The organism is Prolixibacter bellariivorans ATCC BAA-1284, from assembly GCF_000621705.1.
GTDB lineage: Bacteria > Bacteroidota > Bacteroidia > Bacteroidales > Prolixibacteraceae > Prolixibacter > Prolixibacter bellariivorans.
Genome location: NZ_JHXO01000014.1, coordinates 1 through 22,279 on the forward strand (window position 1 = coordinate 1; position 22,279 = coordinate 22,279).

General features: G+C 36.6%; 22 protein-coding genes. 8 read left to right on the top strand and 14 right to left on the bottom strand.

Going from position 1 to position 22,279, the window contains the following annotated elements; translation table 11 throughout:
• Window positions 1–91 precede the first annotated feature (91 nt).
• Window positions 92–1,273 carry an aminotransferase class I/II-fold pyridoxal phosphate-dependent enzyme gene (locus T426_RS0118315; protein ID WP_027586087.1) on the top strand — a complete coding sequence of 394 codons (1,182 nt, stop codon included), beginning with the start codon at window positions 92–94 and terminating at the stop codon, window positions 1,271–1,273.
• Here the strand turns inward: T426_RS0118315 and T426_RS0118320 are convergent.
• Window positions 1,256–2,239: a hypothetical protein gene (locus tag T426_RS0118320; RefSeq protein WP_244957743.1), complete on the bottom strand. Its 984-nt coding sequence runs from the start codon at window positions 2,237–2,239 to the stop codon at window positions 1,256–1,258. The two genes, T426_RS0118315 and T426_RS0118320, sit on opposite strands and share 18 nt — an antisense overlap.
• Window positions 2,240–2,799: 560 nt before the next feature.
• Window positions 2,800–5,808, bottom strand: coding sequence for an AAA domain-containing protein (locus T426_RS0118325; protein ID WP_025866194.1), 3,009 nt, complete (start codon window positions 5,806–5,808; stop codon window positions 2,800–2,802).
• A gap of 633 nt (window positions 5,809–6,441) precedes the next feature.
• Here T426_RS0118325 and T426_RS24245 point away from each other — a divergent pair.
• The gene (locus T426_RS24245; RefSeq protein WP_051569023.1) at window positions 6,442–6,969 is read left to right on the top strand and encodes an IS91 family transposase; all 528 of its coding nucleotides are present in this window, start codon (window positions 6,442–6,444) and stop codon (window positions 6,967–6,969) included.
• Between the two features lie 271 nt (window positions 6,970–7,240).
• Here T426_RS24245 and T426_RS0118335 read toward each other — a convergent pair whose 3' ends face one another.
• The 7 genes from T426_RS0118335 to T426_RS0118370 all read right to left on the bottom strand — a co-directional run bounded on the left by T426_RS0118335 (window position 7,241) and on the right by T426_RS0118370 (window position 11,395).
• Window positions 7,241–7,465: a hypothetical protein gene (locus tag T426_RS0118335; protein WP_025866192.1), complete on the bottom strand. Its 225-nt coding sequence runs from the start codon at window positions 7,463–7,465 to the stop codon at window positions 7,241–7,243.
• The gene (locus T426_RS0118340; protein ID WP_025866191.1) at window positions 7,458–7,931 is read right to left on the bottom strand and encodes a hypothetical protein; all 474 of its coding nucleotides are present in this window, start codon (window positions 7,929–7,931) and stop codon (window positions 7,458–7,460) included. The genes T426_RS0118335 and T426_RS0118340 overlap by 8 nt, the downstream gene beginning before the upstream one ends.
• Window positions 7,932–8,212: 281 nt before the next feature.
• On the bottom strand, window positions 8,213–8,647 hold the full coding sequence (locus tag T426_RS0118345) for a hypothetical protein (protein ID WP_025866190.1): 435 nt from the start codon (window positions 8,645–8,647) through the stop codon (window positions 8,213–8,215).
• 84 nt (window positions 8,648–8,731) lie between these two features.
• Window positions 8,732–9,604: an AraC family transcriptional regulator gene (locus T426_RS24250; RefSeq protein WP_025866189.1), complete on the bottom strand. Its 873-nt coding sequence runs from the start codon at window positions 9,602–9,604 to the stop codon at window positions 8,732–8,734.
• Window positions 9,605–9,818: 214 nt separating this feature from the next.
• Window positions 9,819–10,583 (bottom strand): FRG domain-containing protein, encoded by a 765-nt coding sequence (locus T426_RS0118355; protein WP_025866188.1) that lies wholly within the window; start codon window positions 10,581–10,583, stop codon window positions 9,819–9,821.
• A gap of 211 nt (window positions 10,584–10,794) precedes the next feature.
• Window positions 10,795–11,091: a hypothetical protein gene (locus T426_RS0118365; protein WP_025866186.1), complete on the bottom strand. Its 297-nt coding sequence runs from the start codon at window positions 11,089–11,091 to the stop codon at window positions 10,795–10,797.
• On the bottom strand, window positions 11,084–11,395 hold the full coding sequence (locus T426_RS0118370) for a hypothetical protein (protein ID WP_027586089.1): 312 nt from the start codon (window positions 11,393–11,395) through the stop codon (window positions 11,084–11,086). Before T426_RS0118370 ends, T426_RS0118365 begins: the two co-directional genes overlap by 8 nt.
• Before the next feature lie 1,007 nt (window positions 11,396–12,402).
• Between T426_RS0118370 and T426_RS0118375 the strand changes: the two genes are divergently transcribed.
• The 3 genes from T426_RS0118375 to T426_RS0118385 all read left to right on the top strand — a co-directional run bounded on the left by T426_RS0118375 (window position 12,403) and on the right by T426_RS0118385 (window position 15,126).
• On the top strand, window positions 12,403–12,699 hold the full coding sequence (locus tag T426_RS0118375; protein WP_025866184.1) for a hypothetical protein: 297 nt from the start codon (window positions 12,403–12,405) through the stop codon (window positions 12,697–12,699).
• Complete coding sequence (locus T426_RS0118380; protein ID WP_025866183.1) at window positions 12,699–14,021, top strand: hypothetical protein; 1,323 nt, start codon at window positions 12,699–12,701, stop codon at window positions 14,019–14,021. Before T426_RS0118375 ends, T426_RS0118380 begins: the two co-directional genes overlap by 1 nt.
• Before the next feature lie 160 nt (window positions 14,022–14,181).
• Window positions 14,182–15,126, top strand: a complete 945-nt coding sequence (locus T426_RS0118385) for a hypothetical protein (RefSeq protein WP_025866182.1) — start codon at window positions 14,182–14,184, stop codon at window positions 15,124–15,126.
• A gap of 182 nt (window positions 15,127–15,308) precedes the next feature.
• Here T426_RS0118385 and T426_RS0118390 read toward each other — a convergent pair whose 3' ends face one another.
• The 3 genes from T426_RS0118390 to T426_RS24260 are packed head-to-tail and all read right to left on the bottom strand — an operon-like array spanning window position 15,309 to window position 17,956.
• Window positions 15,309–16,040 (bottom strand): hypothetical protein, encoded by a 732-nt coding sequence (locus tag T426_RS0118390; protein WP_153637630.1) that lies wholly within the window; start codon window positions 16,038–16,040, stop codon window positions 15,309–15,311.
• Window positions 15,985–16,935 carry a cyclic GMP-AMP synthase DncV-like nucleotidyltransferase gene (locus tag T426_RS24255; protein ID WP_051569024.1) on the bottom strand — a complete coding sequence of 317 codons (951 nt, stop codon included), beginning with the start codon at window positions 16,933–16,935 and terminating at the stop codon, window positions 15,985–15,987. The genes T426_RS0118390 and T426_RS24255 overlap by 56 nt, the downstream gene beginning before the upstream one ends.
• Before the next feature lies 1 nt (window position 16,936).
• Entirely contained in the window at window positions 16,937–17,956 is a 1,020-nt protein-coding gene (locus T426_RS24260) for a CBASS cGAMP-activated phospholipase (RefSeq protein WP_025866180.1), read from the bottom strand.
• A 208-nt stretch (window positions 17,957–18,164) separates the two neighbouring features.
• On the opposite strand from T426_RS24260, the gene T426_RS0118405 reads away from it, so the two are divergent.
• The 3 genes from T426_RS0118405 to T426_RS0118415 are packed head-to-tail and all read left to right on the top strand — an operon-like array spanning window position 18,165 to window position 19,930.
• On the top strand, window positions 18,165–18,830 hold the full coding sequence (locus T426_RS0118405; protein ID WP_025866179.1) for an RNA polymerase sigma factor: 666 nt from the start codon (window positions 18,165–18,167) through the stop codon (window positions 18,828–18,830).
• Window positions 18,820–19,158, top strand: a complete 339-nt coding sequence (locus tag T426_RS0118410) for a hypothetical protein (protein WP_027586091.1) — start codon at window positions 18,820–18,822, stop codon at window positions 19,156–19,158. Before T426_RS0118405 ends, T426_RS0118410 begins: the two co-directional genes overlap by 11 nt.
• The gene (locus tag T426_RS0118415) at window positions 19,145–19,930 is read left to right on the top strand and encodes an ImmA/IrrE family metallo-endopeptidase (RefSeq protein WP_025866341.1); all 786 of its coding nucleotides are present in this window, start codon (window positions 19,145–19,147) and stop codon (window positions 19,928–19,930) included. The genes T426_RS0118410 and T426_RS0118415 overlap by 14 nt, the downstream gene beginning before the upstream one ends.
• Before the next feature lie 440 nt (window positions 19,931–20,370).
• Here T426_RS0118415 and T426_RS0118425 read toward each other — a convergent pair whose 3' ends face one another.
• Together T426_RS0118425 and T426_RS25840 are read right to left on the bottom strand one after the other, a co-directional pair.
• Window positions 20,371–20,796 carry a helix-turn-helix domain-containing protein gene (locus T426_RS0118425; RefSeq protein ID WP_025866343.1) on the bottom strand — a complete coding sequence of 142 codons (426 nt, stop codon included), beginning with the start codon at window positions 20,794–20,796 and terminating at the stop codon, window positions 20,371–20,373.
• Window positions 20,797–21,216: 420 nt separating this feature from the next.
• Window positions 21,217–21,372, bottom strand: a complete 156-nt coding sequence (locus T426_RS25840) for a hypothetical protein (RefSeq protein ID WP_153637629.1) — start codon at window positions 21,370–21,372, stop codon at window positions 21,217–21,219.
• Between the last annotated feature and the right edge of the window lie 907 nt (window positions 21,373–22,279).

Below are 22,279 nucleotides of genomic sequence, written 5' to 3' on the forward strand. Positions count from 1 at the left end.
AAGCAAACCGAAATACTTGAAAAGAAGCACCCCCGAAATGATTTAGTGGTGGTCCGGTGAGAATGGAGTGAATAATGGATAACTATTTATTATGATCGACTATGAGGATTGGATCTTCGAAGAGTTAAAAATCTACAAGTCAAAGTATAGTAAAACGCCATTTTTTATTTCTAGTTGGGATTGTGACAGTGATTTAGTTGTGTATCCCAATAAGATTATCTCTCAGAGTTCCGAAATTGCTAAAGATGAATTTCACTACAAATTTTCAGAAGATTTAGAATTTACAAAGGAAACACTTAAGAATTACTATTGTACCTCAAATAGAGATTGGCATTTAAACAACTTTTCGTTGGGAATTAATTCGACAAATTCAATATACTTAGCTTTGTCAGCATTAATAAAAAAAGGGAAAAAGAGATTCTTATTAGTTACTCCTATCTATTATTCAATTATTGATACTCTCTTAGACTTTAGTAGAGATATAACTTTTTTTCATCTAAGAGATTTAGATGAGTTTCGATTTGATTCTGACAGAATAGAACAAATAGTAAAGCAACAATACATTGAAGTAATTATCTTTTCGGATCCTGTTTATTGTGCTGGCCTGGAAATTGGCACAGAAATCTATGAGCGTATTGTCAAAATCTCTAATGCATATAAGGTAACTGTATTTATAGATGGCACTTTAGGCGGATTAGAGTGGAGAAATGACGCAGACATTTTTTTTTCGAGAGAAAAAACCAACATCATAAAAGAGAGTTACGATTTCTTCCTTATTAATTCAGGGCCAAAATTGTTCTTCTTAAACGATCTTAAATTTTCAGTTGTAATAAGTTTGGCAGATAATATCGCATTAATTGAAGATCTGTCGAGTCAAATATCCGGAGGATTGAATAAGATTCAAGTCAATCTATTTCGACTATTCTATGCTGAATCTGCCAGGAACGAGCTCTATGCCTGCAAATCTCAGAATATCTCAACTATTAGAAATAATTACAATTTATTGAGTGCTTCGTTAATTGGCACTGATTGGCAACTATATCCAACAAATTCTGGATATTTCACAATGCTGGTATCAAAAAAGGTACTATTAGGAGAGGTTGATCCTATTGACGTAACAAAAAAGTTACTTTATGGTCATAATCTTTTGCCAATTATGGGCAACTATTTCTCTTTTTTCCAGGACAATAAAGTCTCAATAAGGATTAACCTGATGAAGAATCTTAGGGGACATCTGCCGGCTCTGACTGAAGCTCTAAATATGGATATCTAATTTTTTAATAGTTTCTTCCATTAAGCCAACTTTATTTGATATTTGAGACATTCTATTATCCACTCTCTCCAATTTTTCCATACCTGCAATATCTTTATAGATTCTTACGATTTCACTCTTTTCTTTGACAGAAGTGACGGATTCAAATTGTTTAGATAGGTCCTTATAAGTCAAAGACAAAAAGGAATTCTGACTCCTTTCACGCTCTATTTTTGATTTTAACGTTGCAACTTGCCTTATTAGCAACAGAAAAAAAGAAAGAGAGCCTAAGATTGTAACAATTATTGAGCCTTTTTCCACTGAAATAATTTTGTACAAGCGATCTCCTGCTATAATTCTCTCAGAAAGTATATATTTTTCAATTTCACTCAACCATTCTTTGAATATCTTTAAGTTGTCCCCATACTCTTTTATGCTAAAAACCGCTCTTGCTGTAATGTTGGCACCTCTCTGAGGCTCTTCAATCAACTTGGATTCATAATAAGCTGCAAATGCTTTCAATTGACCAAAAGCATTAAAATCAACGTCAAAATTAATTTCCTTTTCCAATTGGGAAGTCAATGAGATATATTCACTCGTTGTTATGTAATTGCCCTCTGAATAGAACGTTAAGGCCTTAATTATTCCTAATATGTTATAGGAGCGAACAGAAGGATGATTTACTTTACCTAGTTGTTTTACTAATGCGCTAAAAACTTTCGACAAGTCTTCATTTGTATTTTTTACCTTTCTTAAAAGAATTAACAGATTGAATAATTCGTAGAATCTATTCGATTTTCTCCAAAGATTTACCAGACCTTCAATAATATTCTCTTTTTCTTCAAATAGTTCTATTACATGTCCTCGGTATTCAAATCGAACATCATCAAAAAACTCTCCATCAATCAAGTACGAACCAATGTAATCTGGATCTATTACTAGTTTATTGTAATTACAGTTACGAAATCGAAAATCTTTCGCTGTCATATTAGCTAGGTTAATATTATTGAAGGACGATTTTTCGAATTCGATATCATCAAAGGTGTTCTCTTTAAAAACAATGTTATCAAACAGGCAATCAATAAACGAACAATTTTGAACAGTGGAATCCACGATATGTCCACTATCGAACTTGCAAGATTCAAAAATGCATCTAAGAAACGTACAGGTTTCGAATAAAGATTCGTTAAATGTGACATTGTGAAAATATACATTGATAAAATCTGTTCCAAAATGAACTTCCTGAAAGAGTGAATTAGAAATATAACTGTCAGTGAAATCAGCTCTTTCAAACTCATTGCACTTAAACTTAACATGATCTACTTTAACTTCCCTAAAATCACTTCTAAAAAAAGAGATTGGTGACTCGGACAGACTAAAATCGATATTTTGAAATAGAAATTGTTGAAAGTTTTCTGATTCCCGGTTTGTATTTCCATTATCAACGAACTTTTTGTACGCGATTATACCAGTCATAATAAATAGTTATCCGTTATTGGTTTAAATGTACTAAATGAATTGAATAATCAAACATAAAAGGTTCGGTTTTAATTCAAATTCAGTTCTTTCAGATGCTTGGCGAGTATCGATGAAGGAGTGGAACCGTTCTGAGCAAAGATGTTTCTGTTCCCAAAAACCATGAAACAGTCTTTTGCTCTCGACACCGCCACATTCAGCATATTGGGTTTGTTGTCCCGGTCAAAGAAATATCCTTTCCCGATATCGTTTCCGGAATAAACAGAGGAAAACAGCACGATGGGACGTTCAGCTCCCTGTAGTGCATGAACGGTACCAATTTTCATCCCGGAGACCTTAATACCTTTGGCCTTTAGCATCCTTGTGATGGTATATTTTTGAGCTGTAAACGGGGTGATGATTCCTACCAGGTCCTTAATCTCCGGGGCCTTAAACGATTTTAAACCATCCGTTTTTTCATACTCTTTCAATGCTGCCTTACCATAGTAATCGAGAATGTAATCTGTGTTTTGAGCCAGCCATTCCGAAATTGCCAGCGCTTCTTCTCTATTCGCCCGGCTTTTATTTATGATAAACGATGTTCCTTCTACGTGAACCAATGACATGGGAATAAAAGGTGCATCATTCGATTTTCCTCTTCTGGGTTCAAGCAGGTTGTGGTATGCTAATGCGTTACAGTACTGAATGATTTCGTTATAGCATCGACGATGTTCTATTAACAGAAAGCCTCTTTCATCGTGATTTTCCAACTGGTAATTGCAACTCTTTTGTGCGAGTTTCATGATGCTTCCCGATGATCCCAGGTAGCCGGAAGCATGAAGCTTTTGGATTCTTTCTTTGTCGGCTTCGCTGTTAATTACTCCATAGCGGATTAAATTTGAGTAATCGACCTTCGATGGGACATTCCACACGGGTTCAATCTGCTTAACATCGCCTACAACAATAGCTTTTTGAGCCAAGGCAAACGAAGGCGCGCCTACTTCGGGAGCAACCTGGCCGGCTTCGTCTACTACCAACAGATCAATTCCACCAATTAGTGGAGGTGCTTCAAATGAAGGTTTTCCATCACTCCGGTTACCAACAAATCTTGAGAAAGTGAAAAATTTGGGAATCATATAAAAAGTCGAAACAAAACACGGCGTTAGCATGGCAAATCGTTGCCACTTTTTTAAAGCAAAGGCTTCGTTGTTTCTCCTCAGTGTTTCTTCATCCAATGACTCCATTTCCATCAGCCAGCGGCCCTCCCAGTAATGGGTTGCCAGCTGAAAAGCCTGATGTTTAAAACCTGTTTCCAGTTCATCGTAAAAGTAATCCTGGTTTCGTTTTTCCTTTCTTCTAAGTTCGTCGAAGGAAAGGGGAGGATTACTTTTAATGGAGTTGCTGTTTTTCCAAAAGTTCCAGGTGTTATGTAGTGCCTGAATGTTGTCAATTAAATGAAATTTAAACCTGAAAAACTCGTTAATGGATTTTAATTTACGGAAGTTGACAGACTGATATTCTATGGGGCAATCGTGAAAACGTGCGAACAGATTTGCTGCCCGTTCATTTTTGAAAAAGATAACGAATAGTTTTTTCCACCAGGGTTCATGGTTAAGGTAGTCGAGATAGTTGAATTCTATTTCTTTCAATATTTGTTTTTCCCTTTTAATCAAATCGGCATTCAATTCACTGTCGCTAAAATATTTTGTGCTGTCTTTCTTCCCGGAGTACGTCTCGACAGTGTCGAAAATGCTTTTATATGCTTTCCACTGTTCAATACCGTTTTTAAGTTGCTTATCGATGGCGAGTAAGTCTTCTCTAAGTTTGTCAACGGCTCCGGCAACGGTAAACTCCCTGTAGTGTGAGTATTCTTTAAATTTATCGAGGAAAAACTCTTTTGCTTTCTGAACATATTCTGGTTTTTGAACCTGTGACGGAAACCCTTCGCCTGTGTATTTGTAATACAGAATGTCAGGAGAGATTTCTTCCTCTACATTTTTGCCTTTAGCCGGCAGATACATGCCATAGCTTTTCAAATCGGGCAACCACCTGCCAGATAGTGGTCCTTCTTTCGTCTTGGCTTTTGTAAAACTATCGATAATGTTGACCACCGCCTGGTTGTTTGTTGAGGTAGCAACTATGATGCCTGGCTGGGTACCTTCAATAGCCTTTTTTACAAATTCATTGGCAACAACACTCTGGAGTAAGGTCGTTTTACCGGTACCTGGAGGGCCGTTTAGGGCAAAAATTTCGCCATCATCGATATGTGTAAAATGATAGAGTGCGTTTCTTTGAGAGTAAGACAGCGGAAACTCATAATTCATTTGCCCATAATGGAGTTGTGTATCTTTCTCATAGTCTTCGATACTGCAGAGTCTTTTGGTTGTGGGGAAATTTTCGTCTACAAGTCTTTCATAAAGCTTCGAGTGGCTATTACTTTTTAATACAGTATCGTAGAGTTGAATGATGGCATCCGAAGCACCTTTTAATGAATCGTTGACGACTAGTGTAAAACCATATTTTGTCTGGTAGTTTTCGACGCTGTAATCCACGAGGTGCTGTCCTGTGATTCGATTGAAGATTCCCAGAATATAGCTCCAGTATTCGGGCCATTCAATTTCATCGTATTTTAGGTCATAGAAAACACGGTCGATTGTTTCGACATCCGAAAAAGTATAAAAATATCTCTCACTTAATTGAGGTTCCAGAAATACCCTGGGAATGTAAGGGAAGCTTTCTTCATCGGGTTCCAGGTTACCATTAATATCTAAGACGGCTTTTATCCAGAAAGGGAACATCTCTTTTTCCTCCGGCTCAATGGCCGATTCTGCATTGGGGACGATACTGAAAAGGGCAATTAATACCGGCGTTTGTTTAATTCGAATTTCGTTGGTCTCTTTTTCCTCGTTCTCTTTTTTGTTGAGGTATGCGAAAAGCTGTTCAGCTAATATTTTGTCAATACTACCCGTTGTAAGGTTAATATGGTCCGGTCTGGGGCGAATTACTGTGTTTCTGTCTAGTGACGAAAGAGTAATTTCATTCCTTGCTCCGTCGGCAAGCGTGTTTCGCCAATAGGTTGTCCAGTTGTTAATTGTTGACATACGTTTTGATTGAATATCTGTTCAGTCGTAATAGGATGATAAATATACTAATCTGGCTGGTTTTTCGGGTAATCCGAAGCTCAAAGATTATGGACGATACTATGGAAAAATAGAGTGGGGGGGAATTAGATTACTTTTTATAGCGAGAATCTGTCGTCCTTCTCAACCCCCAGCGCATCTCACCTCCGGGCGAAGCTGAACTTTACGGCCGGAGATGAAGAACTTTGTACGCAAAGATGAAGAACTTTCTGTGTGAAGTTAAAGAAGTTTCCCGACAAAGTTGAAGAACTTTCCCTGGCGAGATGAAGAAGAAAATCCGGCGCTCTTGTGTTCCGCTTCCCGCGGCGGCGAGATGCGCATCTCCGGGCCAGGGAAAATTACCTTACTACTACCAGCCTCATGAGGTTATAAGGTTTCTTCAAAAATGGTACTAAGAATCTTCGGCAAATGGTTATAAGGTTTTGCTTCATATAGTACTAAGGATCTTCCGCTGGTAGTTATAATGTCCTGCTCCGGGTAGTTACCTTATCCTTCCGCTGGTAGTTGTAAGGTCCTGCTTCTGATAGTACTAACTACCTGCCGCCGGTAGTACTAAGTATTTTCCACAGGTAGTTATAAGTTGAAGGCCCGGGTTTGTACAAGGCCCTGTTTGGCCGTCCCTGGGTGGTGTACTGCAAACAGCCCTTCTTCGGACCGGCACAGGTGGTGGAATACCTGGGACAATACACCCACCGGGTGGCCATTACCAATCAGCGCATCCTGAACATTGCCGATGGTAAAGTAACTTTCGTTGCCAAAGATTACCGCGACAGGGCCATCAAAAAGCCCGTCACACTCAATGGAGTTGAGTTCCTGCGACGGTTTACCATGCACATCCTGCCAAAACGATTTGTCAAAATCCGTAGGTTCGGTATTTACAACCATACCGTAACGCGAAACCTTAATTTACAGTTTACCCCGGAAGAAAAGCCCGACATTGATAAGATAATAAGCCAACAAAAACCACCTGAAACCAATGTTGAACGATTCGAAAGGCTGACAGGTGTAAACCCTTGTCTTTGCCCGGCGTGCAAAACCGGGAGAATGGTTGCCATAAGGGAACTGCCTCGAATACGATCTCCTGCATGGAACCCTTTGGAAAAACCATTGACACAATCATAACCAACTTCCCAATTGGCGCTCCCGGCTCTATTGGGAAAAGGTATGCCCGGAAGCCAACAAAAAGAGTGAAAAAGCAGTGCATAAACACCAGCTTGTTCGTGACAATGACCTGAAAACACACAAAAACCTGCAATACGTCAAAGAACGCCTATATGCTCAATCTCAATAAAATTCAATAAATCGCTCGATAAGTACATAGCCACTGACCCGGCGGGTGTAGTTCAACACTGACTCATCGCTGGGTCGTGCCGACCACTCAGAGTCCTATTTATTAAGTGCTTTTTTTTATTCTTTTTAGTAAATCGGTACATGCCTCTGATTCACTATTAAATTCTTTCAAATCATTTTTGTTTCCTCTTTCTGAGTAATACACTTCCCATTTATTTTCTTGATTCAACCGAATACAATATGCTTCATTTGGAAATTCTTGATCAAATGAGACGATATCGAAAGGATAGCTGTCACTAATAATTCGTATTACGTCATCTCTATTCATAAATTTCACATATTGATTTATAGTATCTTAAATCGCCTATACCAATTGCAGCCCACTTCTCACCTTTAAACTCTCCAATTACATCATACTGCTCATCAAGTTCGTACAAGGTAATTATGTTCTCCTGAAAAATTGGATTACTGCCACCTTCTGATATTTTTTCATTCATTTTATCTCTTTCATTCAGAAAATCAAGCAATTCTTTTCCATCCACTTCCCAAGTATTAATTCCTAGAATTCTGACTCCAATGGGAGGGCATGAACTAACCTCTATAAAAGATAAAGTGTTGTCCTCCTCATATGAAAATTGAAGGCTATTTTCAAAAAAGCATTCTGTTTCTTCATTTCGTTTAACAGGAGAACCAGCATTGTATTTGTCAACCATAATAGACCGGACTTCATCTCTAGTCATACCAAAGTCTATATGCTCTATTCCTTTTTTGGGTATCAGCTCAATTATTTTCATTTTTCAAGTTGCACTTAACGGTCACTTGTATGTGGTCGGGCGGGATTTCGAAAAGAAATCGTGTCAGACCCGCAGGAAAGTGGGCGCAAGGTCTGACTTGTCAGACCGCTGAAACCCCCGCCTGCCATATACAAATTGTTGGCAACTGGTGTTATTCTTTGTCCTATTAAACATCAAATATATATCATTTTTCAACTACAATCCTATCAAATTGAATTGTCTCTCAATCAAGATGAATGACACATTGGCGTTCTTTATTGTTTTAGCGGGATGCTTTATTTTTAAGAAGGATGCTCCGTTTTTAGTTTTATCGCTGAAGTTCGTTTATTTTTCCCAAACATTGAAATGAATCGGTTGAACTTGGTTACTATGTGAATGATAAGAATAAGAAAAAAAAGACGTCCGGCAATATGATGAAATGCTATAAAAGAATCCTTTAATTCGAAAGCAAATAGAAAAACACTTGACAACATTAGTATAAACCCGAATGTTGTCAAGGCAGTTATTTTGTTTTTTCGAATAACGCTCCATTTTGTGAGCGATTTAGTAAGTTGCCAATGTTGTGCAATATGAATAAACATCAGTAGAAGCCAAATTGAAGCCCCGATACAATGAGCGGAACTCCAAGTTTTTCCAGTGCCACCAAGACCAGCAATACCTAAAAACAACAAAATATCAACGACTAACTTGGATTGTTTTTGATAAAAAAAATTCATTTTCCACTTCGCTTGAAAATTAATATTGCAAAGAGACGATGGATTTGCAGAAAATGAAATGGATAATACAGGGTAATGATTGGACTATTTAAGGTATGTTTTCCGAAATTGACTAGGCGTAAGATTAGTTGATTTTGTGAATAGACGGGTAAAATAAGCCCAGTCGTCATAACCAAGTTTTATGGATATTTCTTTGATTGTTAAATCAGTATAGTACAATAAACGCTTGGCTTGTAGAATAATCTCGTTTTGAATACAATCCCGAACGGAAAGTCCTGTGGTGCTTTTTACCGCTTCATTTAGGTAAACTGGGGAAATCTTTATCTCGGAAGCATATTGATTTGGACGTTTCATGGTTTGGTAATTTGCTGATAATAAAGTTTTGAATTGAGAGGTTATTTCAAATAACCGATTACTTTTTATGGCAGGAAATCCTTTTTGATATATTTCCGCAATCATGCCGATATAGGATGAAGCTAAATCATACAAAATCCCTTGACATAATAATTTATCTTTTAGGCTATATTTTTTATTTATTAGTAAAATACATTGCAATAATTCATCCGACTCTTCTTGACTTAAAAGGGGGTTAATGCTTAGAAAATGTAATTTATTGAAAATTGCTTTATACTCATTCTTTACGAACACAGCATCAATAGCCAAAACCCAGCCTTTAATATTAGAAAGACTTATAATTGAATGTACTTGTCCGGGTATAGTACAAAAAAACGTACCATTACGAAATTCAATCTCTTTAAAGTCTACTCGAACTTTTGCTGACCCTTCTTGCAAAAAGAAAAAAACAAAATAATCATCTGTATGGTCAGAAATCAAATTCGTAAATTCTTCATTATCGGAAATACCCTGCAAGTCATTGTCTGAAATATGGTGCAATAAGAAGTTTATACTTCTATTATCTGTTATGTGTTTATTGGTATGTATTTTTTCTCTTTTCATTAAGGCCTGTTCTTGCAAATCAAATTTCAAGTTAGTCGCTATTGGTCTGCCGGATCTGTCTTTTTACACTTGTTGCCAACGGTTACCTGTAAGTTGTCGTTGCGGATTTCGGAGCGCGTTCCTGTCCGGCAGGACGGAACGATGTTGCAAGAATCCAGCGAACGACTCACCACGAACCCCGCAATGCAATTTACAATTTGTTATGCACTGGGTTTTATTTATTATTCTCTCCAAATTCATCATCGCATAGTCTATAGTCATAAATTATTTTGTCTCTAATTCCACTTAATCCAGGAAATAAAGTCGCAGAATTAATCCCAGTTCTATCCAATTGATAACGAATTGTAGGAACCATTTTATTAGGTATTTTTATTTTTCTTAAAAGTAGGTCAGAACTATGAATTTTATTTAATGGAACAAAATCTTTAGTGTCATTTAATCTGTGATGGACAGTAAATAAACCTGATTGTGCTTGAATATATGGAAAGATATGTTCGGGGAAATACACAAAAGTTTTTTCTATCGAAAATGGGGTTCCAACTTTTTTTGTATCAATTCTATCATCATACTCGTCATAGTAAAATGCCCAAACTATTCTATATTCTGGATTTTTGTCGGAATATTTGACTGCAAACCAAAGAGCAACTAAAGGATTTAATGTCCAGTCCAATAACCTTGTTGGAACCCCATTGTGTTGAGCAATTGCCAACCATTGCCAGTCATTATTTACCGAGAATTTTATATATGGAATTGCTTCTCTTTTGAATGTCTCAAAAATTTTCTCCTCATTATTGAAGAAATTTTCTCTTTCTTTATTTCTACCTACAACAGGAATTAATGGTTTGTCATTGATTTGACCTCGAAATATTATTTTCCCGCTTGAAGATAAGTTTGTGACAAAATCGACAAATTGTCCTAAGGAACTAACAATAGTTTCTTTGTGTTTCCCTTTTTCTTTTGAATCTGAGTCTTTATTCATCTTTGTCGGAATTATCAAATAAAGTTAAAAAAAAAGTATGCAATCTTTTTTTCAACCTTGTGCATAACGGTCACTTGCAAGTTGTCGTTGCGGATTTCGAAGAGCGTCAGCGTCCGAAGGACGAAGACGGTCAAGAAAGGAGCAGAGACAACGCACCGCACGAACCCCGCAATGCAATTTGCAAATTGTTAGGCAACGTTTTTTATTTTTTTTAATTCACTGATATAAATTTTATTACTATTCTTATTACAATCAAAAAGACACTGGCTGAAATTCCTTTTTTTATTGTCAACTTGTCAAAGGCTGTAAGAATTCCAATTATAAAACCAACAAGTCCTAAGGCAGAATTTGAAATCAATGCCCAATCCGGATACATAAAAAGGAACAAAATACCGGTGTTGTGATATTGATATAATAAGTACAAATTATCCCAAATCCAGTAAAGATTAATTCCAACTATTACTAATCCTGTCAGGAGATTCCATTTTAATTGAACTGCCTTATTCATTCTTTAATTTTTCGTCTATCTCCGTTTCCAAATTCTTCCAGATTTCGAAAATTATATTTGTATTGGAATTGGCATTATTAATCAACTTTTTTCCGTAATCGGAAAGGGAGAACTTTTTATTTGTCTCTGAAATAATTCCGTTTTGTATCAACCATTTTATTGATTCCTCTAATTCTCTATTTGTCGGCACTGCATGATTTATTCCATCTGCAATTTCAGATATTTCTTTTCTCCCTGCTGAGGATTTTTGAGAGGCAAAAGCAATTGCCAAAAGAATCCATGATATGGTCGTTGATTTTTTCATTCAAAATGTTGCCTAACTAGTTTATATGTGTACTAAAAGTAACATATATTTCCCATACGGGAGTGTTATGTGTACCTTTGGTATCTTATATATCAAGGTCATCAAATGGATTATCTTTAAAATCGTATGGTATCCGAGATTTCTTGGGACGTATTTGAATTTTAGTTTCAGGCATTTGTTCGGCTTTGCTGCTCAAGTTAATAAATTTTACAGAACAAATAATACGGGTCAGTACTGTATTACGGTTGCGACAACCGTTCCATGCCCGGTTCTCTCCGGTTTTATTTCATGTTTACGAATCATAAGCACCAAATTGAATAGGGAAGGCGAGGAGCCGAACTTTCACTAAAAACCACGCTTGCTTTTACTCCAAACCTAACGTGATCTTGAAGCAAACCACATGTGCTTTTACCCGAAACCACACATGGTTTTGGCTGAAACCTGCGCAGGTTTTGTATTGAAATGAGGAATGCACCAATAGAACGCCCATCTCCGGGCCAGGGAAAAATCCCTTACTACTACCAGCCTCATGTGGTTATAAGGTTTCTTCAAAAATGGTATTTAGCATCTTCCATAAATGGTACTAAGGATCTTCGGCAAATGGTTATAAGGTTTTACTCCGTGTAGTACTAAGGATCTTCCACTGGTAGTTATAAGGTCCTGCTCCGTGTAGTTACCTTATCCTTCCGCTGGTAGTTGTAAGGCAGTGCTTTGTGCTGAGCCCCGGGGCATCTTGGTCTTGGTTCCCTGCGCATCCGTTTCCAATTTTTACATTAGCGAAAGGGGAGGGCAATATTTCGTGCATGTTTTGAGTTATATTATTAAGGACTAACGACTAATGAGATGAAAATAGCCCTAAATGAAATAGAACCAATGGGGCCTGTAACAGACAGTACGAGCAGAATTTTATGGTTAAATATTAGGTTATGCCTATAATATATTTACAGCATACAACATCGTTGTGCTTCATTTGATGAACTGATAACTATAACCTAAATTCAATAATCATGAGTAAAGTAAAATGCGAGATTACGTATCCTTCTCAATTAATTTCGAAAATTGGAGAGTTCGAAATTAATCACAAAGAATCTAATGAGAAAATTAAAGAGAGTGGATGTTTAATTGTTACTAACAATAATATCAATGTTGATATTATGCTTCATGTTGTGGGAATCCTTTTTGGCCCAAAGAATGCTAAATGCTATATGGATGTATACGTTGATGGTGAAAAAGTGAATTCAACTCCAATAGAATCAAAATTTAAGAAAGAAAGCGGTATACAGTTATTTAATTGGATGGCATAATGAAAAAGACAGCAATAATTTTAATTGTTAATATCTTCGTATTATCTAGTGTTTATTGCCAGGATATTAAGACGGGTGAAGGAGAGAGCACAATTCTTTTACCTACGACAAACATAGGAGTAGATGTTGGTAAAGCTTCATTAACTTTTAAAACGAACAACTTCCCTCAGAGTAAATTAAAACCTAATGGTTTCATCTGGGGACTAGATGTAATGGGCAAAAGTAAAGAAGGTTTATCTAATATCTTTTCAGGTAGTGAAATTGTCCCTACTAGTAGTATATCAACAGTATTGGGGTATTCATTTTCTAACTCAGATGAAATAAGTGATGATTATACTTCAAAATATGCTAAAATACTAAAGGATAGTCTTAATTCATTGTCAAATTCTTTTAGAAAGTCTTTTGGTGCTGATATAATATCGGAGATCTATAAGATAAAAAGTGATTCAGCTAAAAAATATATTCTAAGTAAAGTAGTGCCCGCTTTGAAGGTAAATCTTAATAAATACGAGAAACTTCAAAAGCTTCTTGAAGAGATGTCAAAAGATGAAACCCTTCAACCAGAGATTGTCACCTCCGCAAAAACACTTTATTCTTATATGAAAGAAAACCAAACTTGGAAAGAAATTAAAAGTCTAAAAGTTAAATTAGAATCAGGAATAGAAAATGTTGGCTCAGAGGAATATTGGAAATTAACCATCTATGGACATTTTGGCATCAAAGGAGAGAAATTTAATATTTTTAAAGGTTGGGATTCAACCAATATTGAAAATAGCTTTGAAAAGGAAACATTTAGTGGTAATTCTGGTGGATTTGGGGTTAATTACCTATTTAATAGTAAATGGATTGTTGGTTTTAGATATACATACCAGGAAACAAATAATTTAGATGAGCTATCTACTAATGATTACAAGGTTACTACTACTTTTACTCAAAATACTTCCGTAGGAACTACGCAAATTTCAAAAACAGCATATCCAAACAAATATAAAACTGCTTATCTTAATCGTTATGATTTTGATTTGATTCGTTTCATCAATATTGGCGAAAACAATGTTATTATAGCTGACTTATATTTGCGAATAAACGAATCAACAAACCAAGATAATTTAGTATCATATAAAGATTTAGGACTTTCAAGTTCATTTTTTAATATGAAAGGTAAGTTCATCGGAGGTATATATTTGGAATTGCCAGATTTTGAGCAGAGTGTAGAAAGAAGAAAAGCAGAGGAAGAACAAGAGCTGAAAGATTGGTATAATAGATTGACTTTTGGAATTTATGTGAAATATAGTTTTTCCTCCTTGGCAAACCTGTTTTAATAAAGCAAGTATGAGCAATGGTAGTGCTAAATATCAATGCCTATGGCCCGCTCAAACTGCATTACGATTTGCTGGGATATTACCATCCAATCTGCCACTACTCACACAAATGACCATTAACGTTCATTTAAAAAATAATCGACTATAAAAGCTAAGCTAATTGGAAAAACAAATACATAAATTTTCTCAGCCAGATGAAACCTGGGCCATTTGGGATATCAAATCGCATGAAGATTTTTTATCTAGATTTATGGTAAAAGGAAGATTTCACAAAAATGTTCCCGAGGAGATCTCGAAAGAATATGAAATTGTTGAAAGATTAATTTATTACAGTTTCTACTGCTATCCACTCATTGATGAAGCATTCTCAAAAGCTACAAGACTATTTGAAGCAGGAGTGAAAATAAGATTAAACCAGCTAGCTATTACATGCAATGGAAAATATGAAAGCCTAAAAAGTAAACTTGAAAAGCTCGGTAAACATACTTCTGTAGATTTTTATAAAGAATGGGATAAAGCAAGAGAAGTTAGAAATATTTTTGCACACCCCGAGGCTGGACGTTTAATGGGAATTACTGTTTATAGAAGTTTTCTGCAAATGGTAAATATTTTGAATACACTATTCCTTGATAAAGAAATCGTGGAATCTAATGAGAATCATTTAATTAAATTAAAAAAACAGACGGAAAAATTTAAAAGGAAGCTTTTCATTTTGGAACTTGATAGTAAACGATTTCTTGTTTGGTCAATCATTCCTTATTCATTTTTTGGTACTGGGAATAAAGCAAAGTCATTTTGGTTTTTTCATCCAGTTTTGACTTCATTTCCCCAAACGACGGATAAAATAAATTTTGACATTCCGATTTTTTTAAGGCTTACGGATGTGAAAATTACAGATTCAGGGATAAGAGGTACTGATTTAATTTCAAAAAGGGTTGTAAAGGCATATAAAACAATGGATGCTGCGAACTTTAAATTATATGAAACACATAAGCTATTAAGGAGCTCATCGGATATAGCTGTGAAGAATCTGTATTTGAAATTTATAGAGGAGGAATTAGCTTATGAAATAGTAAAGTTCTTATATTTTGAATGTTGGGATTAAGAAATCAAATACGAGTAAAGCTGTGTGTAGTAAGAAGTTTAGAGGGGATTCAACTGCTTCTTTGTTGCAATAACGCCAATTCGTCTTTGTCGCTTGGTGTAAGAAAGGAAGTAAAAGTAGACAGATTGGCCCAGTGCAGACTCGAACGGAAAGCGCGTCGCGCACCTGTAGCAAGAATTACCTTACAATAATGTGTTTATTAAGCTACTGGCGTAGCCATATCTCACAATCATATTGATGAAGAATTCGATTTCATGATCCGAGAAAATACTAAGCATTCTGTATGTTTCCCGATGGCAGTTCCTAAACTTTTGCCCACTCTCACAAAAGCACAGACTAACTCGATTTGGTTCTTTACGCTTTTTGATAAAACGAAGACCATTTACAATGAGTATCAAATCATTTGTTTTAAAAGCGTCAATAAAAAACTGGACATTCCCTTTGACCCCGTGTGCTCTTTCTAGTAGGAAAAAACCATTATCCTCACGATACTTTTGACTAAAGAGATATGGCTTTAAATGATTTTCAATAAAATCACGAAGATTAATCCCTTTCTTACAGGTTAAGATTTCTTCAGGAAAAGAACTTATGCAGCAGTGTCCATCATTAGGATATACATGCCAATCAATGTTTAATGGAATTCTTCCCTCTGTCTCGAAAACATAAGGAAATCGGGTTGGATATTCAGGTATCGCTACAATTTTCAACTTATAACGGTCAATAACATCCCCGTTCTCCGACTCAAGCTGTATTATCCCGGAAAGGCAAGGCGCATTAGTCATTTCGTCAGCATCGAGCTTCAATCCGGGATATTCATTTTGAATTAATTCAGCTTCTTTCTTGAATATTTGAAATCCATTACTCACTGGCCCACGGATTTGATTTTGCAGCTCCAGCTGCAATAGCAGCGGCATGTTGAGATCTGGATTCATCTTCTTTGTCTTCTCCTTCAGGAAACCTATTGCCAAGATGTTTTCTCCACAATTTACTTGCAGTGAGTTGATTGTTCTCTCTTAAGGCTTTTTCAGCATCTTCGATGAAGTTGTCAAGTGCTGTCAGAAAATTGGTTTGTCTCGTTTCATCGTAATCTGCAAATAAGTCGTCATTCGGTACTGCTGGAACAATGCATTCAAACTTGATATTCAATGCTTTTTTGATTTCTTTTAAAATATCTTTTAGTGTTATGTCATCCCTACTGTTGAGTACAATCTTAGTTTTTGCATTCGACGCAAGAATGGTCATTGCGAGTCCGTTTGGCATTTTATTCCGCTTATTGTCGCACCACGCTTTCAGATATTTAACGTGACGGATAAGTTTCCCATCAACATCTTTCTGCTTGTTAAACCAGTCAACCATTTCTTTTGGGTCACTGTCTTCAAAGCCATTATTCTTTACGGCAAGGCGGTAATTCTGACCATCAACTTTGTAATATATGGGATGGTCAATTTCATAATCTCCGGAAAAGATTGAACGAATACATTTTTTTCTATGCTCAGGAGTAGTACTTGTATAACCATCAACTGCATTCCAAACCCAAGTTTGTAATGTTGTAGCAGTGACATCCGGTTCTCTGAAAAAATAGATTCCATCATCAAGATCACAAATGTCATCTTTTGTTCGGATTCCTGTTTTCATTTTATAAGAACCCTGAATGTAAAACTTAGGCTCGTAATCCGGATGATTATCTTTAAACCATTTACGAATCCGTTTTCTTAATCCGTTCTTCGAATTCATCATTCGATCTTTTTTGGACTTTCCAATACTGATGTCTTCATGGAAATCCTGAAATAAACTGTGACAGTTTGCCATATTATTTTGAGTTTAAAAATTTTAAAATATTACTGAGGTTGTTTTTTGCCAGTTCATCTCCAATAGATTCAAGACGCTGCAGGTCCCTTTTGCTTGATGCATTGAGGTCTATCGTATCTCCCCCTAAATCATATTGAACACGTAGATATTCAAATCCATCATCCTTTTTTTCTGCCATTCTCTTCAAAAAAAGAATATACTGCTCCGTTATTTGGGCCTGGCTATCGAGAATAATGTCAAGAAGCCTTGGTTTTGGGAAAAGCCAATACCAGATATCTTTGGGTTTCCAGCTTTTCTTTATTATATGTTTTCCTTTTCCTGTACCTAGTGAAAGCAAACGGATATCTGAAAAGTCTTGGTTCAACTTTCCCGTAGCTTCCAGTATTCCGACAAGTGAAGGGTTATTGGCAAATATTCCACCGTCAATCATGTTCACATTAACTCCTTCTCCAAATTCATTGGAAAATGAGAATGTATGTGGAGGGAAATATACAGGAGCAGAAGCACTGGATAAAGCAACTTCATGGGCAGGAAGCTTATAATCTCTGAAGAAATCTTCACTGTGTTTTGTTTTTATGACATTAATCTGCCCATCGTTACCATTAAAAACCGGTATACAAACATTGGTCTTCAGATCGTTTATGATTGGAATTTTCCCTCCGTTTGCTTCTGTGTATATTTCCTTAAGTTTTCGCCGTAATGTTTTATTACTGTAAATTGATGTCAGTATTGCTCTGCTTTTTCGTGGTAGCACTTTCAGATACCATCTCGGAAAAATGGATTCCGCATGTTCTTTGTAGAACTGTACCAAATCTTTTGCTGGTATTCCTAATGCTATGGCAATCGAAAGAATTGCACCTGTGGAGGTACCACAAATGAGGTCAAAATATTCATATAGCGGTTTGTCCGGATTCTGCAACTTCAGTTCTCGTTCCAGTTCCGCCAATACTTTGGCAGGTATTAGCCCTCTAATTCCTCCGCCGTCAATAGTCAGAATTGTAAATTTTTTCTTTTCCTCCATTTTTCAATTTTGTTTAAACGACTATTTTTGGGAAATATGACCCCAATTATGATCAATTACTTTTGAATGATTCCTATTCTCTGATTCAAATATTCTGCTTCCGCCTTTTGATGAATTTATTGTCATTTCTTTTTTATATTTAACTGTTCTCTACCCATATACTTAAAGCGTGACTCACGCTTTTGGTATATGAATAAACAGGATCGATTTGGAAATAAATGAAGAAATTAAATTGACTTCCAGCCTAGACCTACTTGTATATATTGGTTGGAAAGTGGAATATCCCGCCGAAGCTAGAGCTGCGTTTGATGAGTTTTGCTTACGCTATGATCAGTCCGTAATTAGGGCTGCAGAGATATTTTGCGATAAATGGCATCTTACAGAAACAGTGGCATTGGATATAGTAAAATGTACTTTTGCAAGGGTATGGAAATATCCAACATATGACCATAAAAAATCAAAGTCAAAAAGTATCGACCTCGGAATAAAAAGATGGCTTAATCGGATAGCATATACTCAGCTTGCAAACTACACTAATAATGGTGCTTGTTACGAACCCGATGTCGAAACTGATTTATCATTAATACATTCACTTGATGAGCTGGCTGAAAAAGCTACTGAAGGCGAAATGAGCAGAAAGGAATTAAGAGAACAGTTAACTATTCTTGATGAAGTAATTGATCAATTAGGAGAAAAGCATAGAATTATTTTTCTGACGTATCGGCTTTACACTCATGCAGGCAACAATATTCCAAGGGCAGTAAGTAGAAAATTACAAGAAGAATTGGAATTAGTTCCTGGCTCTATAAGGAAATACAAAGAACAGGCGATTAAGCAAGTCGAAAATTATTTAAAAAGAAACAATGGCAACTAAGAATAAACAGAAAGTGGCATTAACACCTGATAATTTAAACAGGTTTTTGGCTATTTCAGGGTATACTTATCAGCGTAATGATGAAGAGTTAGAGCAATTTGAGCTATTATATGAAAATTATGATTTCAAACTAAAGAATCTCAGAATAGATCCTGATGAAATTATCAATCAGTCTTTTGACGTAAGAGGAAGCGTGGTGAAAATAAGGGATGAAGAAGAACAAAAGGATATAGATGAATTGAGAATGGCAGCAAGAAAAGGAAATGAACAAATTCCAAAATCAGTACTTGATAAGATGAGGCGAAAACATAAAGATGGAAATAAATAATAGGAAGAAGAATCAAATTAAGGATTTAGCTGAGTTTCTCGCATTGGAATATGATGAAATAGAAACTCCTTTAGATAAGATTGCTGAATTAGAGGAAGTTCCAATTTTTTATGACGATTATGAAAATGCTTTTGATGGTATTCTTGTATATGATAATGGGTTTTATATTCATTTAAATACAGCGCTAGGTAATAGACCCAACACGCAAAGAGGAAGATTCACATTAGCACATGAACTTGGACATTATTTCATTGATAGTCATAGACAAGCCTTAAAAGAAGGGCTTATAGAACCTCATCCATCGAGGTATAATAGAAATAAACACCTATTAATTGAGCGAGAAGCGGATTACTTTGCATCATGCATTTTAATGCCTGAAAAGAGATTTAGAGTTGATTGTGAAAAATTTCGAAAATTTGACTTTGAGGTCATAGAGAGTTTATCTAGAAAATATAATATTAGCATTACTGCATGCGCTATCCGTTTTGCTGATATAGGTACGCATCCAATAATGGTTATTTACATGGAGAATAACAAAATAGAATGGAAATGGCAAAGTAATGACTTTAGATTTTGGAGGTTGGCTGAGGGTAAAATCAATGTTCCTAAAGACAGTTTAGCAGGTCAATATTTTCGCATAGGTAGTGGAAAAAAACGGACTGAAAAATTATGGGCCATAGATTGGTTTGAAGATGTTCAAGATATTAACTGTAGTGTATATGAACAGATTATTCCTTACAAGAATAAGGTATTAAGTATTGTTTGGGAATAATTCGAGGAAGATTGTTAGTTCTACTAATGTCAGAAGGATACTGATTAAGCAAAAGATTCTAACACTAACCTTCATCATAGGATGAATGCAATTTCTCATTATGATAAAGTGATTGCCGAAATGAATAAATTACTCTTCATTCAACAATTGATAAACCAATTGCTTTTGACTTTTACTAACTATTGAGAAGTCGTCAAAACTAAAGTCCTTGAAATCAAGTATTAGAAAGTAATCCTCACTTAGTTCAAAGTAGTAAGCAGAATAATCTGCTGAGCTCTCACCCGTAGCGAATAAATTACCCGAATAGTCGAAGTGAAAGTTATCATTATTACTGGCTTCTTCAATTAATACTATTGCTTTCTGTAATATTGGATCCATCCTATTTCAATTCTGTTGGTTTTTATTTCTCTTATAAAAATGCAGCATGGGAATATGTTTCTTTATTTCCTCTCTTTCAGCAACTTCTCCAATAACGTGCTCTTCTCTTTTTCTAACTCAAGCATACGCTCATAAAGTGCAGTTTTCTCATTTGAAAGTTCTATAATCCTGTCGATGGGATCAGGATTATTATTGATTGTATTAATTCCAGCAGCGCTTCCTTTTTCAAAGGTGTTGTTTTCAATAATTACTGTAACGGGATCTTCTTCCAGTTCCTCAATGAACTCAGGAGCTACATTTAGTGCCTTCGCAAACTTTTCAATCATTCCGTCATCAATGACTTTTTTGTGTTCGTAAGTTGATATTTGAGCCTGGCTGAGCCCCAAATCACCGGCTAAAGCTTCCTGTTTGACACCCAGGGTACGCCGTATCCGTTTGATGGCATGTCCGTGGTGTGTATTCTTCAATGTCTTATCTTTTGTTTCCATCTTTTTTCATTAGAAATACAATATAACGAAAATAGCAAAATGCTGATTATGATGATAATTATTTGCGTAAAATCAATAATTATTGGCCGGATTATTTTTATTAACTCGTTTAGCCTTCTTTACTTTGAACCGGATTTATGAATATGAACTTAAAAGAAAAATAGGATGCAACCGTAACTAGATTTTTAAATGAAATCATAATTTTGTGCTGGAACTACAGTACGAAATGACATAGCGCTTTTTTGACCTTACAATCGAATCCGCAAAATTCAATGCAAGAGGTCAGATAGTGGAAGCGCCCTTATATCTTATAGGGGCGCGGACATTGTTTTATTCTCTTGCGATGGCCCTTGCGGAGCCTGATTGTAGGAATAATGACAATCGTTCGCGCCTTCTTTTTTTGTCATTATTCCACTCTCTTCATCCGGTTGCTGTACCGGCAACCGCACCTTCCAAACATTGGCGTTGAACGGGTTGGCCATTAAGTGCGGTCACAAACCATAATCCATTATTTCTTCCTTCGGGAAGGATGGCAACTAAACCTGTAAACGTACCGTACCAATGAACCCTTTTCATCTTAATCATACTTTTTCTAAGAGACCGCCACCTGCAAGGCGGTCAGTTCAGCTCAAAGCCCGCCTGCCGGGATTTCGGTTCCGGCAGGTTTTTTGGGCCGCTGTTCCAAACAGAATTACCGATGACTTGGTACTTCCGGTTTGTCAAACAGCTGAAAAATATCACTGCCTAACGCACGCTACGGACGCCAAGTCCCCTTTAGGGGAAACAGGGGTGAATACCAGAGGGACAAGAAAGAAAACCACTGTCAGGGTTTGCAACCACTGACAGGGTGAATGAAATTAAATATACCAAACCATGAATCCTGTAAACCAAGCAAATATCCAACCCAATCGGCCGCCCCCGCCAGGGCGGTGACTTCAGAATTCAGATTGCCTGCCGGGGTGTTGCTCCTCCGGCAGGCCCTACCTGGAAAGCTGTTGGTACACGAAACCTGTCAGGTTTTTGGAATCCTGACAGGTTAGAAGATTTGTCAAACAGCTGAAAAATATCACTGCCTAACGCGTGCTACGAACTCCAAGTCCCCTTTAGGGTCCCGATACTTCGGGACAGGGGTGGATTGCCATCGGGGTGGTAAATGGGAGAGCTACGTCCTTTTGCGAAACAATTCAATAACCAAATCATCCAAACTAACTAACCATGTTCCTAATCATTTACCAGCTAACTAATCCAGAGCGATGGCCACCTGTAGCCGGGTGGCCGTAGTCAGCCCAGCCTGCCGGGGCCAGGTGCCCCGGCGGGCTTTACCGGAAACCTGTCAGGGTAGAGCCAGCACCCCTACCCCCGATGTACATCGCGGGTAGGGGTGGTAATTGAGAAAACCACTGTCAGGGTTTACAACCACTGACAGGGTGGAAGAAACACCAACTATTCAATCATAAAACCAAACGAATGAAAAAAATGAAAA

Excerpts from the sequence above, each read along its gene's own strand:
- T426_RS0118315 (WP_027586087.1), top strand. The coding sequence starts at position 92 with ATGATCGACTATGAGGATTGGATCTTCGAAGAGTTAAAAATCTACAAG.
- T426_RS0118320 (WP_244957743.1), bottom strand. The coding sequence starts at position 2,239 with ATGACAGCGAAAGATTTTCGATTTCGTAACTGTAATTACAATAAACTA.
- T426_RS0118325 (WP_025866194.1), bottom strand. The coding sequence starts at position 5,808 with ATGTCAACAATTAACAACTGGACAACCTATTGGCGAAACACGCTTGCC.
- T426_RS0118335 (WP_025866192.1), bottom strand. The coding sequence starts at position 7,465 with ATGAATAGAGATGACGTAATACGAATTATTAGTGACAGCTATCCTTTC.
- T426_RS0118340 (WP_025866191.1), bottom strand. The coding sequence starts at position 7,931 with ATGAAAATAATTGAGCTGATACCCAAAAAAGGAATAGAGCATATAGAC.
- T426_RS0118345 (WP_025866190.1), bottom strand. The coding sequence starts at position 8,647 with ATGAATTTTTTTTATCAAAAACAATCCAAGTTAGTCGTTGATATTTTG.
- T426_RS24250 (WP_025866189.1), bottom strand. The coding sequence starts at position 9,604 with ATGAAAAGAGAAAAAATACATACCAATAAACACATAACAGATAATAGA.
- T426_RS0118355 (WP_025866188.1), bottom strand. The coding sequence starts at position 10,583 with ATGAATAAAGACTCAGATTCAAAAGAAAAAGGGAAACACAAAGAAACT.
- T426_RS0118365 (WP_025866186.1), bottom strand. The coding sequence starts at position 11,091 with ATGAATAAGGCAGTTCAATTAAAATGGAATCTCCTGACAGGATTAGTA.
- T426_RS0118370 (WP_027586089.1), bottom strand. The coding sequence starts at position 11,395 with ATGAAAAAATCAACGACCATATCATGGATTCTTTTGGCAATTGCTTTT.
- T426_RS0118375 (WP_025866184.1), top strand. The coding sequence starts at position 12,403 with ATGAGTAAAGTAAAATGCGAGATTACGTATCCTTCTCAATTAATTTCG.
- T426_RS0118380 (WP_025866183.1), top strand. The coding sequence starts at position 12,699 with ATGAAAAAGACAGCAATAATTTTAATTGTTAATATCTTCGTATTATCT.
- T426_RS0118390 (WP_153637630.1), bottom strand. The coding sequence starts at position 16,040 with ATGCCGCTGCTATTGCAGCTGGAGCTGCAAAATCAAATCCGTGGGCCA.
- T426_RS24255 (WP_051569024.1), bottom strand. The coding sequence starts at position 16,935 with ATGGCAAACTGTCACAGTTTATTTCAGGATTTCCATGAAGACATCAGT.
- T426_RS24260 (WP_025866180.1), bottom strand. The coding sequence starts at position 17,956 with ATGGAGGAAAAGAAAAAATTTACAATTCTGACTATTGACGGCGGAGGA.
- T426_RS0118410 (WP_027586091.1), top strand. The coding sequence starts at position 18,820 with ATGGCAACTAAGAATAAACAGAAAGTGGCATTAACACCTGATAATTTA.
- T426_RS0118415 (WP_025866341.1), top strand. The coding sequence starts at position 19,145 with ATGGAAATAAATAATAGGAAGAAGAATCAAATTAAGGATTTAGCTGAG.
- T426_RS0118425 (WP_025866343.1), bottom strand. The coding sequence starts at position 20,796 with ATGGAAACAAAAGATAAGACATTGAAGAATACACACCACGGACATGCC.
- T426_RS25840 (WP_153637629.1), bottom strand. The coding sequence starts at position 21,372 with ATGAAAAGGGTTCATTGGTACGGTACGTTTACAGGTTTAGTTGCCATC.